The organism is Micromonospora sp. NPDC048830 (assembly GCF_043198215.1).
Taxonomy (GTDB): Bacteria; Actinomycetota; Actinomycetes; order Mycobacteriales; family Micromonosporaceae; genus Micromonospora.
The window spans coordinates 34,533-50,929 of record NZ_JBICUP010000044.1 but is presented as its reverse complement, the minus strand read 5'-3'; the positions used below and the strand labels follow the sequence as shown (position 1 = coordinate 50,929).

Sequence of the window (16,397 nt, the reverse complement as noted above, 5' to 3'; positions counted from 1 at the left end):
AAGGCGCCGGCGTACACGGCTGGAAGCAGGCCCTGAACTCACTGGAAATCTTCTTCCCGGGCCGCATCCCCGTCGATGTCCGATAGTTAGACAGGGTAGGACGTTACACAGAAAATCGGACAGGCCCCGAAATACCAGAACATCTCGACGCCGGAGTGGTCTCCAGCGTCGAGATGCTTGGTTCAGTCATGTCGGGCCGTGCGGGCATACCAACCCCGACAACTGCTTAAGTGATGACGTTCATCATGTTCCAGCCGGTGCCGATCCGAATTTTGGGCCGGACCACGTTGTCCTGGGTTGCCGAACCCGTGCCTGCGTACAGCCACAACTGGCCGTCGGGCGTCCGGCCGACCAGATCCGACACGCCGTCGGCGGTGAAGTCACCCGCGGTGATCGCGTCCATCCAGTCCCAACCGGTGCCGATGCGTACCCGGTACGTCAGCACCTGATCCGTGATCGCATTGCCCGTTCCCGCATACAACCACAGGACACCATTGTGGTCTCGTGCAACCACGTCGTCCTTGCCATCGCGCGTGAAATCACCCGTGGTCAAGCCCGCCATGATGTTCCAGTCGGTGCCGATCCGAATTTTGGGCCGGACCACGTTGTCCTGGGTTGCCGAACCCGTGCCTGCGTACAGCCACAACTGGCCGTCGGGCGTCCGGCCGACCAGATCCGACACGCCGTCGGCGGTGAAGTCACCCGCGGTGATCGCGTCCATCCAGTCCCAACCGGTGCCGATGCGTACCCGGTACGTCAGCACCTGATCCGTGATCGCCTTTCCCGTGCCCGGGTACAACCACAGTTCGCCACTACCGCTGCGAGCGACGATGTCCGACTTACCGTCCCCCGTGAAGTCCCCGCTGATCACCAGGTTCAGGAAGTCCCACCCCACGCCGACCCGTACTCGATACGTCAGCACCTGATCCGTGATCGCCTGGCCCGTCCCTGGGTACAACCACAGCTCGCCACTACCACTACGAGCGATGACATCATCCTTACCGTCACCAGTGAAGTCGCCCGAAACCCCGAACAAATCGGGAGCCACCACCGAGTCCACGATCTTGTCGTACCGAACCGGCGTGTACAGGCTCGCGTAGCTGGCCGACCACCCGCGCTCGATGGTGTCCGCGCTGCCAGTCTGCTCGATGACCACGGGCGCGGTATGTGCGGCATCGGACCACCGCACGAAAAGCGCCACATGATTCTCGCTGGGGTCTCCGGTGTGCCGGAGCAGGGCGTCTCCCGGCTTCAGGTCGCTGCGTGCGATCGTGTGCGAACGCGTGTCAAGGTTGCCGGTCCAGAAGGCGCTGCCGGATCCGCCGAGACCCCAGGCCATCGCGACGAACCCTGAGCAGTCGGTGCGGTAGTCACCGTACTGGTTCCGGTAACACCGGCTCTGGCTGTAGGGGACACCGCCAACCATCAGCCAGCTGCGCGCGCGGGTGACCGCCTCGGTTCGGGTCACGGCCTTGTCGGCACCGTTGTCGTCGCAGGGCACGGGTGTCGTGCTGACCGCAGTCGACGTCGCCTCGGGTTCCAGGGCCGGGTATTCGCGCAGTGGCGGGTTGCCGGGCGCGGGCTCTCCGGTCAGCGCCGTGACGTCGGTCAATGGAGTGCCGGGCGCCGCTGAGGCTGCCACGGGCGCACCCGTCACATTGCCAGCCAAAAGCAGCGATAGAAGCAGGTTGGTGGGCAACCACCAACCTCGCCGAGCGGATTTGTGCATGATGACGCTTCCTCCCCGATTCTTGCGGCGGGCTCCGCGCTCCGCCTTACGGAGAGCTTCGATCACGTGTCTGACAGTGGACTGTAGGGGCGGTTCCCGTAGCTCGCCCGTACTAGGCTGGGGCCCTCCAGGACACGGAAGGCATCCGAGGTCAGCGATGGAAGAACGGAGAGACGAGGACCTCGGCTGGTTGCTGCGGGACGCGCGGATGCGCAAAGGCCTGACCCAGGAGGCGCTCGCCGAGCGGGCCGGAGTCAGTGTCGGCACCGTCCGGGACCTCGAGCAGGGGCGTAGCCGACGGCCACGGACGCGCTCGCTCACGGCGTTGACCGACGCCCTCGATCTGACTCGCCAGCATCGCGTCCGTCTGGAGAACCTTGTTCGGCGTGCGCCGCAGGCTCCGAGCGAGCCGACCGGCCCGGTGCGGATCTCCGTCCTCGGGCCTCTGGCCGTGACCCGCGGGGGCCAGCCGATCAACCTGGGCGCAGGACGGCACCGCATCGTGCTGGCCCGGCTCGCATTGACCCCCGGGCGGCCCGTCCGACGGGACGAGCTGATCCAACTGTTGTGGGCTGATCGACCGCCGCCGTCGGCCGCGAACGTAGTGCAGACCCATATCAGTCGACTCCGTCGGCTGCTGGAGCCGGGACAGTCCCCCCACGTACCCCCGATGCTGGCCCTGCTGTCCGCCGGCTACCTGTTGCAGACAGACGGCGATGGGCTGGACCTGGTCGCCTACCGTTCCCGGCTGCTCGAGGTGCGATCATCCACCCTTCCACCGCAGCGTGCCTTCGATCTGCTCACCGCCGCGCTCGAAATGTGGCAGGGGGACGACCCCGTCGAGGACGTGGCGGAGCTGGACGGTGACCCACTGGTCACGGCTCTGGTCGAGGAACGGGTAGAGATCGCCGTCCGGCTGGCACGACTGGGTCAAGCGGTACGGAGGCAGCAGCAGATTCTCCCGTTGCTGCGACGGCTGGCGGAGCGGCATTCGTGGCACGAGTCGCTGCACGCACAGCTGATCATGGCGCTCGCGGCGACGGGTCAACAAGCCGGTGCCCTCCAAGTGTTCGACGGCATCCGACGCAGGTTGGCCGAGCAGTTGGGTATCGATCCCGGTGCCGAGCTGCTGGAGGCGAGACAAGCCGTTCTCAGCGGGCGGTTAGAGCGGCGTGCACGGGTGGTAGCCGGGGGCGCGAGCGGGGCGCAACCCTGGCAGGCGCCAGCGCCGCCAAAGGACTTCTGCGGTCGCGCCACCGAGCTGCAACTGCTTGAACAGACGATTCGCTACTCATCGCGTGGGCCCGAAAGCGAGCAGGTGACCGTCTGCGTGGTCTCCGGCATGGCGGGCGTCGGCAAGACCAGCCTCGCCCTGAAGGCGGCCTGGGCCCTACGGCGGGAGTTCCCGGACGGCCAGCTCTACATCGACCTGCGGGGCGCCGATGACCGGCCGGTCCCGGTCGCGTATGCACTCGCCCGCCTGCTGCGAGGACTCGGCGTCGAGGGGCGCGCCGTTCCCGAGGACGATGACGAGGCCGCCGCGCTCTTTCGTACCGTCCAGAGCGGTCGGCGGATTCTCGTCGTGCTCGACAACGCGCACAGCGCGGCGCAGGTCCGCCCGCTCTTGCCCGGCCCGGGCGGCAACGCGGTTCTGGTCACCAGCCGCAACCGCTGCGACGGCTTGGACAGTGCGCTTAATCTGAACCTGCCGGTTTTCAGCGTGGGTGAGGCGCTGGACTTTCTGAAGAGCCGCATCGGGACGACCCGAGTTCAGAACGAGCGCGGGCACGCCGAGGCGCTTGCTGACGTGTGCGGCCGGTTACCCATCGCGTTGCGGGTCATCGCAAGCCGGTTGGCTGCCTGGCAGGAAGTCACGCTCGCGGGCCTCCTCGATCAGCTTGTGGACCAGTACTCCGGGACGGACCCGTTCGGCATGGATGGGGAGTCCGTGATGGCGAGCTTCGAGCTGAGCTTCCGCAGCCTGGCGCCGTTGCCAGCCGAGGTCTTCCAGTCCGCCGCGCTGATCCCAGGCGAAGTCGTCTCGGCTGCCGCAGTCGCTGCGCTACTGAGCTTTGAGGAGCGGCTCGCGCATCGTGCCTTGGACACGCTTGTCGCGGAGAACCTGTTGCAGCCAAGCGGTTCGCGGCACTACCGATATCACGATCTACTGCGCCTGTACGCGGTCCGCTTCGCCGAGACGGAGCAGATTCCGGTCGATCGCTCAGCGGCGCTGGATCGCCTGTACCGCTGGTATGTCGCCCGGGCCGCGGCAGCCATGCAACTGGTCTATGCCGACATGGTGCGGCTGCCCGTCGGCCTTGACGTGGACGGAACCCAGTTCCCGGACGTCGACGCCGCGATGACATGGCTGAACGAGGAGATCGGCAACCTGGTTGCCGTGGTCGAGGGCGCAGCGTGCGGTGAGCACCGCGCCCGATCCTGGCAACTGGCCGACCAACTCCGGGGATACTTCTTCGTTTGCGGAGACGTGGTGCCCTGGCTGGTGACCGGACGCGCCGGCCTGAGCGCCGCAGAGGCTGCCGCCGACATCCAAGCGCAGGCCGCAATGCACCAGACCATCGGGCAGGCTCACTGGGCGGCTGGCGAGCACCATCGGGCTGCGGACGCGTACCGTCGGGGCATATCCGCGGCCCGCCGGGCAGGCTGGCTTGTCGGGGAGGCATATCTTTCGCACAATCTCGGCTTGGTCCAGTCCGAGTTGGGGCGGCCGGATGAGGCACAGCAGTTGTACCAGCGGGCGCTGGACATCGGCGTTGGACCCGAGTTCGACCACATCCGCGCGGTCACTCTCAACGATCTGGCCACCTTGTGCCACGAGCGCGGCGAGCTTACCGAGGCGGTCGGTTACCTCCAAGCAGCCATGCAGATGAACGAGGGTACCGCGCGACGCGCCTCGGCCATGGCGAACCGGAGCAACCTGGGCATGATTCTGCGGCAGCTCGAGGACTTCGACGTCGCTCTCGAGCACCTCAACGCGGCGCTCGCCTACTACCGCCATACCGGATCGACCACGGCGGAGCTGTCCGTCTTGGATGAGCTCAGCCAGCTCCACGCTCAGAAGGGCGAGTGGGTGGCGGCCGTACACAGTGCGTCTGATGCCCTGCAACTCGCGCTACGGCTGCGCAATCTGCGCGCCCAAGCGGCCACGCTGAACACACTCGGATTCGCGCTGCTGGGTAGCCGGGCGGTCAGCGACGCGCAAGACCGGTTTTCCGAGTCCCTCGCAATCAGTAGCAAGAACAGCTACCGGTACTTCGAAGCGCAGGCCTGTGTGGGCATCGCCGAGACGCTCCTCCTCACCGGCGACGCCGAGAAGGCCTACCTCACTGCTGGCAGGGCGGGCGACCTTGCCGCCGGGAACACCTACCGGGCGCTGCATGGTGACGCCCTTCTATTGCAGGCGAAGGCCGCGATCGCGTTGGGCGATCTGGACAACGCCGCCAAGAGCTGTCATGTGGCCGGCGAGGTCCTGAATGCAGCCAACCTGCCCGGCCGGATTCGCGACTGCGCCGATCTTCAGGCGCGGCTCGTGGTGCTGATCTCCCAGCAAGAGCATCGCCCGCAGCCATGGGTGGTGTCGTCGCCCGACGCGGCAGTGTCCACCGCTCCGGGCTCGGTATCCGCTGCCGGACCGTCGGGCAGCCCATCGCCCCGCTGGGCCGGAACTCATCAGAATCAATGAGATCTCTTCGTTCAGCCTGCCTCGGGGCAGTTTGCCGGCCTGTACGTCCCACATTCGCCAGGGCCTTCGGGAGCCACCTCGCCAACGCCGTCTTTAGGAGACCCCTGTGCTCGTCGTTCCCCGGCGCCAGGCCGGGCTGACCGCGCTCTACCTCGGCATCTTCGCCGCGATCTCGTTCAGCGTGCCGGCGGCCGACCAGCCGCTGCGGACGTTGCTGGTCGTCGCCAGCCTGGGTGCGCTGGCCACGGCAGCCGTCGGCGGCGTCGTCGCGGCACGCAGCCGACCGGCGGCCGACGCGGTCCGGAACCCTGCGGCCGACCGCCGGTACGTGCTGATCGTGCTCGCCGAGTTCGCCGCCACCGGGCTCGGCGCGGCGCTGCTCGCGGCGGCCGGGTTCGGCGGGTACGCCCCGGTGCTGGTCTGCGCCGTGGTCGGGCTGCACCTCTTCCCGCTCACCCCGGTGCTCAAGGACCCCCGGCTACGGCTGCTCGGCGGCACGATGTGCCTGGTCGCGCTCGCCGGGCTGGTCACCGCGCTCGCCTCGGCCGTGCCGGCGGGCCTGGTCGTCGGCGTGGGCGCCGGACTGCTGCTGTGGGCGTACGCACTCTTGGCCCTGCTCCACTGAATTACGAGCCTATCAAGCGGCCAGTGGCCGTTTTGCCCGTATTCAACATGACGGCTAGTAACCCCTGACTGCGTTGCGTTTCTTGCGAATTGGAAGGATGCTGGGGCCATGACAGCCGCAGCCCGCGTCATGGATGAGCAGACGATCCTGCCCGATGCCGCCAACAGTGCGGAAGTCGTAGACCTGCTCCAGGTCCTACGCGACCGTGGTCAGCAGGTACCGGAGGCGCGAGCGCGCCTGGTGAGCGCAGACGGACTCAGTTCCAAGCCGCTGCCCGACGGCCTTCACGACATCTTGGTCAAGGCGCTCGAGGCGTTGGCCAGTGGCTACGCCGTTACTATCGCTCCGCAACACACAACGCTCACCACGCAGCAAGCCGCAGACATGCTCGGGGTGTCACGGCCCACTCTGACCAAGCTGCTGGATGACGGCAAGATACCGTACGAGCGGCCTAACAGTCACCGTCGCATCAAGCTTGCTGACGTGCTGAAGTATCAAGAGCAGCGGCGGCAAGAGCGGCGGCAGTTGCTTCAGCGTATGACGCTGGAGAGCCTCGACATGGGACTCTACGATCAGTCGGCCGATGACCTTGAGGAAGGCGGCGACAACAGAACGTGAAGCCGGAGCTTCCGCCAAGCATTACCAGCGCTTAGGCTCGATTGGTGCCGTTCTCCGCCCTGCTCGATGCGAACGTCCTGGTTCCGAACGCACTCCGTGACACTCTTTTGCGGGTCGCAGAGGCCGACTTCTACCGTCCACTCTGGAGCCAGGACGTCCTCGCAGAGACGCGGCGTACGATCCTGCGGCTACGCCCGGACATCGATCCGGGGCGGCTTGACGCCATGTTCGCATGCATGAACCAAGCCTTTGAGGATGCTCTGGTCACGGGCTACGAATCTCTCGTCGACGGCATGACGAACGATATGGGCGACCGGCATGTTCTGGCAGCCGCCGTTGCAGGTCGGGCAGACGTCATTGTGACGAACAACCTGAGGCACTTCCCGCGGGCGGCGGTAGAACCCTTCAACATCGAAGTCCTGAAGCCCGACCGCTTTCTATGCTTGCAGTACGACCTCGCCCCTACCCTGATGGTGGAGGTCGTCACGAGGCAGAGCGCCGAAACAGGCCGTTCGGCCGGGAAGCCCCAACTGGGCGTTGAGGAGCTGCTCGCATGCCTCGGCAATGGCGGCGCCCCCAGGTTCGTCAAGCACATCCAAGGTCATCTAGCAGCAACGAAGATCCGCCCGCGTTCTCCAGAGATGCCGGCATCTCGCCTGGTCAAGCCGTAGCACCCACGGTTGCTCGTTCTACCCACACCAATCGTCGGTGCTGACGCGGGCGGTCCCGTTCCGGCGGTCCAGGAGGCTCGTGCCTGGACCGCCGTCGTGTCGCAGCGGCATGGGTTCGACAGTCAGTCCCACTGGTCCTGGTTGAGGAACCGGGCGAAGGCCTGCCACGAGTTGGGCCCCATCACCCCGTCGATCGGCCCGGTGTAGCCCCAGCCGGAGCAGAGCCGCTGCCCGCCTTCCACGTGTTCGGCCCCGGTACGCCGTCGATGGGGCCCGTGTAGCCGGCGGTGATCCGCAGCCAGTTCTGCATCCGCTGGTAGAAGGCCGGACCGGGGACGCCGTCGTACTCGGTGGTCGTCTTGGGCAGGCCACCGCCCGGGTTCTGGCTGATGTAGGTCAGCGGGTTGATGCGTACCCCGCTCGGGTTGATCATGTGCCAGTGCAGGTGCGGGCCGGTGGAGCTGCCCGACCCGGGGGCGCTCACGGCACCGCCCGACCGTCCCACGATCGTCCCGGCGCCGACCGCGGTCCCGTAGGCCAGCAGGAACTGTGACAGGTGCATGTACTGGCTGCGGTACCCGTCCGCGTGGTAGATCGTGACCGTGTGCCCGCCCGTTCCGTTGTCGGGGATGTTCTGGATCGTGCCGGCGCCGCAGGCCGGCAGGGCGGTGCCGACCCCCATTCCGAAGTCGATCCCGCCGAGCGACCCGTAGTTCAGGTGGTCCTGCCAGGTCCCGGTGATCGGGTAGGCGGCGAACGGGTTGTAGATCACCGGTGCCGCGTGGGCGGTCCCGGGCAGCCCGACGACACCGCCGACGGCGAGGGCGCCGGTGGCCCACGCGGTGCCGCGCAGCAGCGTACGGCGGCTGAGTCCGGTCGGTGGTTGGCCGGTCGCGTCGCCACAGCAGGGGGGCAGGATCTCGCTCATCGTCGGCTCCTCATCCGTGCGGTGACGAGTTCATGGCGGGGTGCTGAGACTACTTGTATCGAGGCATCCAGATTAATCGCTGGATTGCTCGCCGAGGTGGCCGGCGGGCGGCCGGCTCCCGCCGGAGTCGATCGATGACCGTCTTTTGATCGCCTGAACTTTCTGGCATCATCCAGCGAAAGATCGAGGATTTCCACTGTGGAGGTTGGGATGGGTTCGCGCCTGACGAATTTCCTCGGCATCGCCGTGCTGGCGACCGCCGCGTTCCTGGTTCCGGCGTCGCCCGCCGCCGCCGCGCCGACGTTCCGGGTGCCGTTCCCGTGCAACCAGACGTGGTCCGGTCAGACCCGCGCCACCCACAGCCCGCCGTACGCGATCGACTTCAACCGGGCCGACGACCACGGCGATCCGGTCAAGGCCAGCGCCCCGGGCACCGTGGACGTGGTCGCCAACCTCGGCGACACCAGCTACGGCCGGTACGTGCGAATCAACCACGGCAACGGGTACACCACCTACTACGCCCACCTCAGCGGGTTCAACGTCTCCGTCAACCAGTCCGTCGACTACGGCACCACCATCGGCTACGTGGGCAACAGCGGCGGCTCCAGCGGCTCGCACCTGCACTACGAGCAGCGGCTGAACGGCAGCGACATCAAGGTGCGGTTCAACGGCAACCTGGCCCTCTACTGGGGGACGCAGAACTACACCCGTACCGTCGGCTGCTGATCCACCGATCGACCGTCCCGGTTCCCGAGGCGTGGGCGACGGCCCTCCGGTTGAATCCGGAGGGCCGTCGTCCTGCCCGTCGGGCAGTCGCCGGACCGTCCGGCAGCTTCCGTCCGGCGACGATCCAAAACGGCGCGACAAGCGCGGCGGTGGATCGTAGGGTGGCCGCGGTCTGTCGTACCCCTGGGGTAGGAAGGCCGGAGGGACGCCGAGCGCGGGACGGGGTGGTGAGCGTGAGCGTGGCGCGGCAGGAGCGGGCCCGGCCGCTGCCCAGGGTGCCCGCGCTGGCCGTGTTGAACTACTTCCTGGTCGGCTACCGGCGCACCTGGCGGGCGGGGGTGTTCTCGTCGTTCCTGCTGCCGGTGCTGACCATGGTCGGCTTCGGCATCGGCGTGGGGGCCTACATCCAGCAGGGCGTCGGCGGGGTGCGCTACCTGGACTGGATCGTGCCCGGCCTGATCGCCTCCACCGCGCTGCAGGTGGCGATCGGCGACTCGACCTGGCCGGTGTTCGGCAACTTCCAGTGGACCAAGATCTACCTGGCGCAGAGTTCCGCGCCGCCGCGGGTGGGCGACATCCTGGCCGGCCACCTGCTGTTCGTGCTGTTCCGGGTGCTCACCACGGTCGCCGCGTTCCTGCTGGTGACGGCGCTGTTCGGGGCCCTGCGCTCGCCGTGGGCGCTGGTCGTGCCGGTGGTGGTGGCGCTGCTCGGCCTGGCCGTCGCCGCGCCGACGTTCGCGTACACGGCGTCGGTGAGCAGCGACAGTTGGCTGGCCATGCTGTTCCGCTTCGGGGTGATCCCGATGACGCTGTTCGCCGGGGTGTTCTTCCCGGTGGAGTCGCTGCCGGGGGCGCTGCGCTGGCTGGCGTACGCGACGCCGTTGTGGCACGCCGTCGACCTGTGCCGGGCGGCCACCCTCGGGTCCGCGCCGCAGTGGTCGGTGGCCGGTCACCTGCTCTACCTGGCCGCCTGGGCGTTCGTCGGCGTGCTGCTGGCCCACCGCGCGTTCCGTCGTCGGCTCGTCGTTTAGGAGGGGTGCCTGTGGTCAGTCTCGTCCTGCCCCGGCTGGTCGACGTCTCCGCCGCGTCCCGCCGGGCGGCCTCGGTGACCGAGCGTAACGTGGCGGCGCTGAAGCGCGTCTACTGGCTGCTGCTGCTCTCCGGCTTCGTGGAGCCGGTGCTGTACCTGTTCTCCATCGGCGTCGGGGTCGGCACGCTCGTCGGCGACCTCACCCTCCCCGGCGGCCAGGTCGTGTCGTACGCGGCGTTCGTGGCCCCGGCGATGCTGGCGTCCTCGGCGATGACGGGCGCGCTGGCGGAGACCACCTTCAACTTCTTCGGCAAGATGAAGTACATGAAGCTGTACGACGGGGTGATCGCCACCCCGGTACGGCCGTTCGAGATCGCCCTCGGCGAGTTGGCCTGGGCGATGGGCCGGGGCAGCGCCTACTCCGCCGCGTTCCTGGCGGTCATGGTGGCGATGGACCTGACCACGCCGGTGCGGGCGCTGGTCGCGCTCCCGGCGGCCGTGCTGGTCGGTTTCGCCTTCGGGGCGCTGGGCATGGCGCTGGCCACGTTCCTGCGCAGTTGGCAGGATTTCGACCTGATGGGCTCGGCCCAGTTCACCCTGTTCCTGTTCTCCGGCACGTTCGTGCCGGCGACGGCGTATCCGGCCGTGCTCCGGTGGCTGGTGGAGGTGACGCCGCTGTACCGCTCGGTCCACCTGATCCGGGGCGTCGCCCTGGACGGCGGCGGCTGGTCCTGGCTGGTCGACGTGGCGTACCTGCTGCTGGCGATCGGTCTCGGGCTGCTCGTGGCGTCGCGCCGGATGGGGCGCCTGCTGTACAAGTGACTGGTTAGTGCCACCTCTCGCCGGGCATGTCCGACAGGACATCGCGACCACGAGGGAGGGGCCATGGCCTCCGACGAGACGTCCGCGCGCGGCGGGCCCGACCGGGGCGGCGAGGGCCGCGACCCGGACCGCCGGGATCCGCAGGACCGGGGCGGCGCCGGCCGCCGGCCGGTCGGCCCGGACGAGGGGCCGGAGAGCCCCGCGCACCTGTCGGGCGCCGGCTGGAAGGCGGCGCTGCGCCGCACCGGACGGGAGTTCCAGGACGACAGCCTGACCGACTGGGCGGCGGCCCTGACGTACTACGGGGTGCTGTCGATCTTCCCCGGGCTGCTGGTGCTCATCTCGATCCTGGGCCTGCTCGGCCCGAGCGCCACCGAGGGGGTCAAGAGCACCGTCAACCAGGCCGCGCCGGCGGGCAGCATCCGCCAGATCGTCATCAGCGCGATCGACCAGGCGAGTCACTCCGGCGGGCTGGCCAGCCTCGCCGCCGTGCTCGGTCTGCTCGGCGCGTTCTGGTCCGCCTCCGGGTACATCGCGGCGTTCATGCGCGCCTCCAACGTCATCTACGACGTGCCGGAGGGGCGGCCGGTGTGGAAGACGCTGCCGATCCGGCTCGGGGTGACGGCGGCCGTCGGGGTGCTGCTGCTGGTCAGCGCGGTGATCGTGGTGTTCACCGGCCGGCTGGCCCAGGAGGCGGGGGGCGCCATCGGGATCGGCTCGACCGCGGTCACGGTGTGGAACATCGTCAAGTGGCCGGTGCTGGTGGTCCTGGTGAGCCTGGTGTTCTCGATCCTCTACTGGGCCTCGCCGAACGCCCGCCACGGCGGCTTCCGCTGGGTCAGCGCCGGCGGGGTGCTGGCCGTGGTGATCTGGTTGCTGGCCTCCGGCCTGTTCGCCCTGTACGTGGCCAACTTCGCCTCCTACAACAAGACGTACGGCGCGGTGGCCGGTGTGATCATCTTCCTGGTCTGGCTGTGGTTGACCAACCTCGCGATCCTGCTCGGTGCGGAGTTCGACGCCGAGTTGGAGCGCGGCCGGGCGATCGCCGCCGGGCACCCCGCCGAGGACGAGCCGTACGTCGAGCTGCGCGACGACCGCAAGCTCAGGAAGAAGCGCGAGCGCTGACGGGCCGACCCGGCCCGGTCCCGCCCGCCGCCCCGTCTCGCTTCGCGCGAGGCGGGGCGGCTCGCGTGGCAGGCGTCCGGGGAGGCTCGTCCCGGCGTGGCCCGGCTCGCCGTCCAGCCCTCGACTTTTCTTGATCAACTCTAGGCTTTTGTTCATCCGGACAAAAGTTTGGATCAAATCGGCCGAAGCTCTGGACAGGTGAGGCGGAAGGCTCCTACTGTGTCGGACACAACACATCGCGGTTACGTCGATGTGACGCGCGACCGACTCCGATGCGGAGGTGAGTTCCGGTGCGGACCGTGGAACCCCTGCACCTGCGGCTGCTGCGGGTGCTCCGCGACGAGGGGGCGATGTCCCGCGCGGAGCTGGGGGACCGGTTGCAGATGCCGCGTCCCCGGCTGCTGGCCGAACTGGAGCGACTGGTCAGCCTCGGCTACGTCGCCGAGGCCGGCCTCGCGGCGTCCCGGGGCGGGCGCCGGTCCACCCTCGTCGAGCTGGACCCGAGCCTGCGTTTCGCGGCGGTCGACCTCGGCGCCAGCTCGATCGACGTCGAGGTGGTCAACGCGCGGCTGGAGCCGGTCGCCGCGTACGCGGAGCCGGCCGACATCCGCAACGGCCCGAAGGTGACCCTCCAGCGGGTCAACGAGCTGCTGCACAAGGCCCGCGTCGACGGGGCGTACGAGCGGCTGCACGCCGTCGGCATCGGCGTGCCCGGTCCGGTCAGCTTCCGCGACGGCGTACCGGTCTCGCCGCCGATCATGCCGGGCTGGGACCGGTTCCCCGTGCGCGAGCTGCTGACCCGCGAGCACGGCTGCCCGGCGGTGGTCGACAACGACGTGAACATCATGGCGATCGGCGAGCGGCACGGCGGCGTCGCCCACTCCGTGGACGACTTCCTCTTCGTCAAGATCGGCACCGGCATAGGGTGCGGGATCTACCTCAGCGGCGACGTCTACCGGGGCACCGACGGCTGCGCCGGGGACATCGGCCACATCCAGGTCGACTCGCACGGTCCGATGTGCTCCTGCGGCAACGTGGGCTGCCTGGAGGCGCTGTTCAGCGGCGCCGCGCTGGCGCGGGAGGCGAATGCCAACGCCCGCAGCGGGACATCCCCGGCGCTGGCCGAGCGGCTCGCCACCAAGGGCGTGGTCACCGCGCGCGACGTCGCCGAGGGCGCCGTCGAGGGCGACGTGACCTGCATCCAGCTCATCCGCGACGGTGGCCGCCGGGTCGGCGGGGTGCTGGCCGGCCTGGTCAGCTTCACCAACCCGTCCATGATCGTGATCGGCGGCGGGCTGGCCCAGCTCGGGCACATCCTGCTCGCCGAGATCCGCAGTGTGGTCTACCGCCGGTCGCTGCCGCTGGCCACCGGAAACCTGCCGGTCGTGCTGTCCGAGCTGGGCCCGCGCGCCGGGGTCGCCGGGGCGGCCGTGCTCGCCAGCGACGTGGCCTTCGCGGAGGCATCGTGAGCGCGAGGAGTGAGCCGGGTTTGCGAGCCCCGCAGTCGCGAACCGAGGAGGCATCGTGAGCGCGAGGAGTGAGCCGGGTTTGCGAGCCCCGCAGTCGCGAACCGAGGAGGCGCAGTGACGGAGAACGAGAACACCACCGCCGAGACGGCGCCCCTGGTCGAGGCGCCCGCCGACGCCGTCGCCGGCGAGGTGGTGCTGCGGCTGACCGACGTGGTGAAGACCTTCCCCGGCGTACGGGCCCTGGACGGGGTGCAGCTGGAGGTGCGGGCCGGCGAGGTGCACTGCCTGCTCGGGCAGAACGGCGCCGGCAAGTCCACCCTGATCAAGGTGCTCTCCGGGGTGCACCGCCCCGACTCCGGGCACATCGAGTGGCGCGGCCGGACCGCCGAGTTCGCCAACCCGCAGGCCGCCATGCGCGCCGGCATCGCCACGATCTACCAGGAACTCGACCTGGTGGAGGACCTGTCGGTCGCGGAGAACGCCTTCCTCGGGCACGAGCCGCGCCGGGCGGGCTTCGTCCGCCGCGGCCACATGGCCCGCCGGACCCGGGAGATCCTGCGCCGGCTCGGCCACGGCGAGATCCCGCCCGGGCGGATGGTGCGGGCGCTGCCGGCTGCCGGCAAGCAGATCGTCAGCATGGCCCGGGCGCTGTCCCACGAGGCCCGGCTGATCATCATGGACGAGCCGAGCGCGGTGCTGGCCCACGACGAGGTCGGCAACCTGTTCCGGATCATCCGCGAGCTGACCGCGCAGGGCATCGCCGTCATCTACATCTCCCACCGCATGGAGGAGATCCGCGAGATCGGCGACCGGGTGACCGTACTCAAGGACGGCCGGACCACGGCGGCGAACCTGCCGGCGCGCGACACCCCGACCCGCGACCTGGTCGCGCGGATGACGGGGCGCACCATCGAGTACGTCTTCCCGGATCGCCCGGCCGGCGACGGCGACGGCGCCGAACTGCTGCGGGTCGAGGGGCTGACCCGGGCCGGCGAGTTCGCCGACGTCTCGCTGTCCGTGCGGGCGGGTGAGATCGTCGGGATCGCCGGCCTGGTCGGCTCCGGCCGCTCCGAGCTGCTGGAGACCATCTACGGCGCCCGCCGGGCGGACGCCGGGGCGGTCACGATGAGCGGGCGCGCGCTGCGCCCGGGCAGCGTCGGCGCGGCGGTGCGGGCCGGCATGGGGATGGCCCCGGAGGAGCGCAAGAGCCAGGCGCTGCTGCTCGGCGAGCCCATCTACTGCAACGTCACCCTGGCCACCTTCGGCCGGTACGCCCGCCTCGGCTTCACCGACGCGGGCCGGGAGCGGGCCGAGGCGGGCCGGATCGCCGACTCCCTGGAGCTGCGCCCCCGCGACGTGCGCCGGCCGGTGCGCACCCTCTCCGGGGGCAACCAGCAGAAGGTGGTGGTCGGGCGCTGGCTGCTCGGCGACACCCGGCTGCTGCTGCTCGACGAGCCCACCCGGGGCGTCGACGTCGGCGCCCGCGCCGAGCTGTACCAGGTGATCCGGGAACTGGCCGCCCGGGGCGTCGGGGTGCTGCTCGTCTCCAGCGAGGTCCCCGAGGTGCTCGGCCTGGCCGACCGGGTGCTGGTGATGCGCGAGGGCCGGATGGTGCGCGAGGCGCCCGCCGGCGAACTGGACGAGAACACGGTGCTCGACCTCGTCATGGCGGGGTCACTGATGGAAGGCGCACCCGCATGACCGACCCCTCTCCCACCGCCACACCGGACCGGCCGGCGTCGATGCCGGCGCAGTCCCCGCCCGTGGAGCCGGCCGCGACCGCCGCGGCGGCCGGCAAGGGCCACGCCGCCGAGGCCCGGGGAGCCGGGCTCTCCTGGTGGCGCGGCGACAACGGCGAGGGCGCCCGGCGGAACCTCGGCCTGATCGGCGTGCTGGTGGTGCTGGTCCTGATCGGCATCGCCACCCGCCCCGACCTGTACGGCGACTCGAGCTGGGTGTGGAACAACATCCTCACCATCCTCAAGCTCGCCTCGGTGGTCGGCGTGGTCACCGTCGGCATGACCTTCGTGATCATCGGCGGCGGCATCGACCTGTCCGTGGGCGCGATCGTGGCGCTGGCCGGCGTCTGGTGCACCACGGTCGCCACCCAGAGCTACGGCGCGGGCGGCATGATCTTCAGCGCGCTCACCGTCGGCGTGGCGGTCGGCCTGGTCAACGGCCTGCTCATCTCGTACGGCCGGCTGGTGCCGTTCATCGCCACGCTGGCCATGATGGTCGCGGCCCGGGGCCTGGCCGCCGAGATCTCCGACAAGCAGACCCAGGTGTCCGACAACGCCACGATCAACGACATCGCCAGCAGCAACGTGCTCGGCATCCCGCTGCTGGTCTACATCCTCGCCGCCGTGGTGGTGGCCGGCTGGGTGCTGCTGAACCGGACGACGTTCGGCCGGCGTACCGTCGCCGTCGGCGGCAACCCGGAGGCGGCCCGGCTCGCCGGCATCAACGTCCGGCGGCACACCGTCCTGCTCTACGCGCTCTCCGGCCTCTGCTGCGGCATCGCCGCGATCATGCTGACCGCGCAGGCCACCTCCGCCCAGGCGGCGATGGCCAACCTGTACGAGCTGGACGCGATCGCCGCCGCGATCATCGGCGGGACGCTGCTCAGCGGCGGGCGGGGGACGATCGTCGGCTCCCTGCTCGGGGTCGTCATCTTCTCCACCATCACCAACCTTTTCGCCATCAACGGCCTGTCCACCGAGGCCCAGAACATGGTCAAGGGCGGAATCATCGTGGCCGCCGTCCTGGTCCAGCAGTTCACGTTCCGCAGCCTGGCCCAGTTCTTCAACCGCAACCGGTTCACCACCACCTGACCGGTCCGTACCACCACCACCCGCACCGCCAGAACCCAGAAGCAGCACCCCGGTCGCCGTCGCTCCGACGGTGGCCGGGCCCCCCACACCCTCTTTCCCCCACCATCGCGCACCAGGAGG

The 16,397-nt window shown here is 69.4% G+C and carries 13 protein-coding genes; 11 read left to right on the top strand and 2 right to left on the bottom strand.

Annotation, left to right across the window (positions count from 1 at the left end; all coding sequences use genetic code 11):
• Positions 1-226: 226 nt before the first annotated feature.
• Entirely contained in the window at positions 227-1,699 is a 1,473-nt protein-coding gene (locus ACGFIZ_RS28040) for an FG-GAP-like repeat-containing protein (protein WP_393424213.1), read from the bottom strand.
• Positions 1,700-1,886: 187 nt separating this feature from the next.
• On the opposite strand from ACGFIZ_RS28040, the gene ACGFIZ_RS28035 reads away from it, so the two are divergent.
• The 4 genes from ACGFIZ_RS28035 (at position 1,887) to ACGFIZ_RS28020 (ending at position 7,346) form a co-directional block, all read left to right on the top strand.
• Positions 1,887-5,432 carry a BTAD domain-containing putative transcriptional regulator gene (locus tag ACGFIZ_RS28035; RefSeq protein WP_393424210.1) on the top strand — a complete coding sequence of 1,182 codons (3,546 nt, stop codon included), beginning with the start codon at positions 1,887-1,889 and terminating at the stop codon, positions 5,430-5,432.
• A gap of 106 nt (positions 5,433-5,538) precedes the next feature.
• Entirely contained in the window at positions 5,539-6,057 is a 519-nt protein-coding gene (locus ACGFIZ_RS28030) for a hypothetical protein (RefSeq protein WP_393424207.1), read from the top strand.
• Positions 6,058-6,165: 108 nt separating this feature from the next.
• Positions 6,166-6,675 (top strand): helix-turn-helix domain-containing protein, encoded by a 510-nt coding sequence (locus ACGFIZ_RS28025; RefSeq protein ID WP_393424204.1) that lies wholly within the window; start codon positions 6,166-6,168, stop codon positions 6,673-6,675.
• A gap of 44 nt (positions 6,676-6,719) precedes the next feature.
• Positions 6,720-7,346: a putative toxin-antitoxin system toxin component, PIN family gene (locus ACGFIZ_RS28020; protein ID WP_393424201.1), complete on the top strand. Its 627-nt coding sequence runs from the start codon at positions 6,720-6,722 to the stop codon at positions 7,344-7,346.
• Between the two features lie 181 nt (positions 7,347-7,527).
• Here the strand turns inward: ACGFIZ_RS28020 and ACGFIZ_RS28015 are convergent, their stop codons facing one another.
• A complete protein-coding gene (locus ACGFIZ_RS28015; RefSeq protein WP_393424198.1) occupies positions 7,528-8,274 on the bottom strand; it encodes a M23 family metallopeptidase in 747 nt (248 codons plus the stop codon).
• Between the two features lie 210 nt (positions 8,275-8,484).
• Here ACGFIZ_RS28015 and ACGFIZ_RS28010 point away from each other — a divergent pair, with 210 nt between their 5' ends.
• From ACGFIZ_RS28010 to ACGFIZ_RS27980, 7 genes are all read left to right on the top strand, one after another.
• Complete coding sequence (locus tag ACGFIZ_RS28010; RefSeq protein ID WP_393424195.1) at positions 8,485-9,000, top strand: M23 family metallopeptidase; 516 nt, start codon at positions 8,485-8,487, stop codon at positions 8,998-9,000.
• Positions 9,001-9,233: 233 nt separating this feature from the next.
• Positions 9,234-10,031, top strand: coding sequence for an ABC transporter permease (locus ACGFIZ_RS28005; protein WP_393424192.1), 798 nt, complete (start codon positions 9,234-9,236; stop codon positions 10,029-10,031).
• An 11-nt stretch (positions 10,032-10,042) separates the two neighbouring features.
• On the top strand, positions 10,043-10,852 hold the full coding sequence (locus ACGFIZ_RS28000) for an ABC transporter permease (protein ID WP_393424189.1): 810 nt from the start codon (positions 10,043-10,045) through the stop codon (positions 10,850-10,852).
• 63 nt (positions 10,853-10,915) lie between these two features.
• A complete protein-coding gene (locus ACGFIZ_RS27995) occupies positions 10,916-11,977 on the top strand; it encodes a YihY/virulence factor BrkB family protein (protein WP_393424186.1) in 1,062 nt (353 codons plus the stop codon).
• Positions 11,978-12,267: 290 nt separating this feature from the next.
• Entirely contained in the window at positions 12,268-13,446 is a 1,179-nt protein-coding gene (locus ACGFIZ_RS27990) for an ROK family protein (RefSeq protein ID WP_393424183.1), read from the top strand.
• Between the two features lie 189 nt (positions 13,447-13,635).
• On the top strand, positions 13,636-15,147 hold the full coding sequence (locus ACGFIZ_RS27985; protein WP_393424216.1) for a sugar ABC transporter ATP-binding protein: 1,512 nt from the start codon (positions 13,636-13,638) through the stop codon (positions 15,145-15,147).
• Positions 15,144-16,277 carry an ABC transporter permease gene (locus ACGFIZ_RS27980; RefSeq protein WP_393424180.1) on the top strand — a complete coding sequence of 378 codons (1,134 nt, stop codon included), beginning with the start codon at positions 15,144-15,146 and terminating at the stop codon, positions 16,275-16,277. The genes ACGFIZ_RS27985 and ACGFIZ_RS27980 overlap by 4 nt, the downstream gene beginning before the upstream one ends.
• Positions 16,278-16,397 lie beyond the last annotated feature (120 nt).

What these genes read in the sequence shown, in the direction of transcription:
- ACGFIZ_RS28035 (WP_393424210.1), top strand. Translation starts at nt 1,887, where the DNA reads ATGGAAGAACGGAGAGACGAGGACCTCGGCTGGTTGCTGCGGGACGCG.
- ACGFIZ_RS28015 (WP_393424198.1), bottom strand. Translation starts at nt 8,274, where the DNA reads ATGAGCGAGATCCTGCCCCCCTGCTGTGGCGACGCGACCGGCCAACCA.
- ACGFIZ_RS28025 (WP_393424204.1), top strand. Translation starts at nt 6,166, where the DNA reads ATGACAGCCGCAGCCCGCGTCATGGATGAGCAGACGATCCTGCCCGAT.
- ACGFIZ_RS28010 (WP_393424195.1), top strand. Translation starts at nt 8,485, where the DNA reads ATGGGTTCGCGCCTGACGAATTTCCTCGGCATCGCCGTGCTGGCGACC.
- ACGFIZ_RS27980 (WP_393424180.1), top strand. Translation starts at nt 15,144, where the DNA reads ATGACCGACCCCTCTCCCACCGCCACACCGGACCGGCCGGCGTCGATG.
- ACGFIZ_RS27995 (WP_393424186.1), top strand. Translation starts at nt 10,916, where the DNA reads ATGGCCTCCGACGAGACGTCCGCGCGCGGCGGGCCCGACCGGGGCGGC.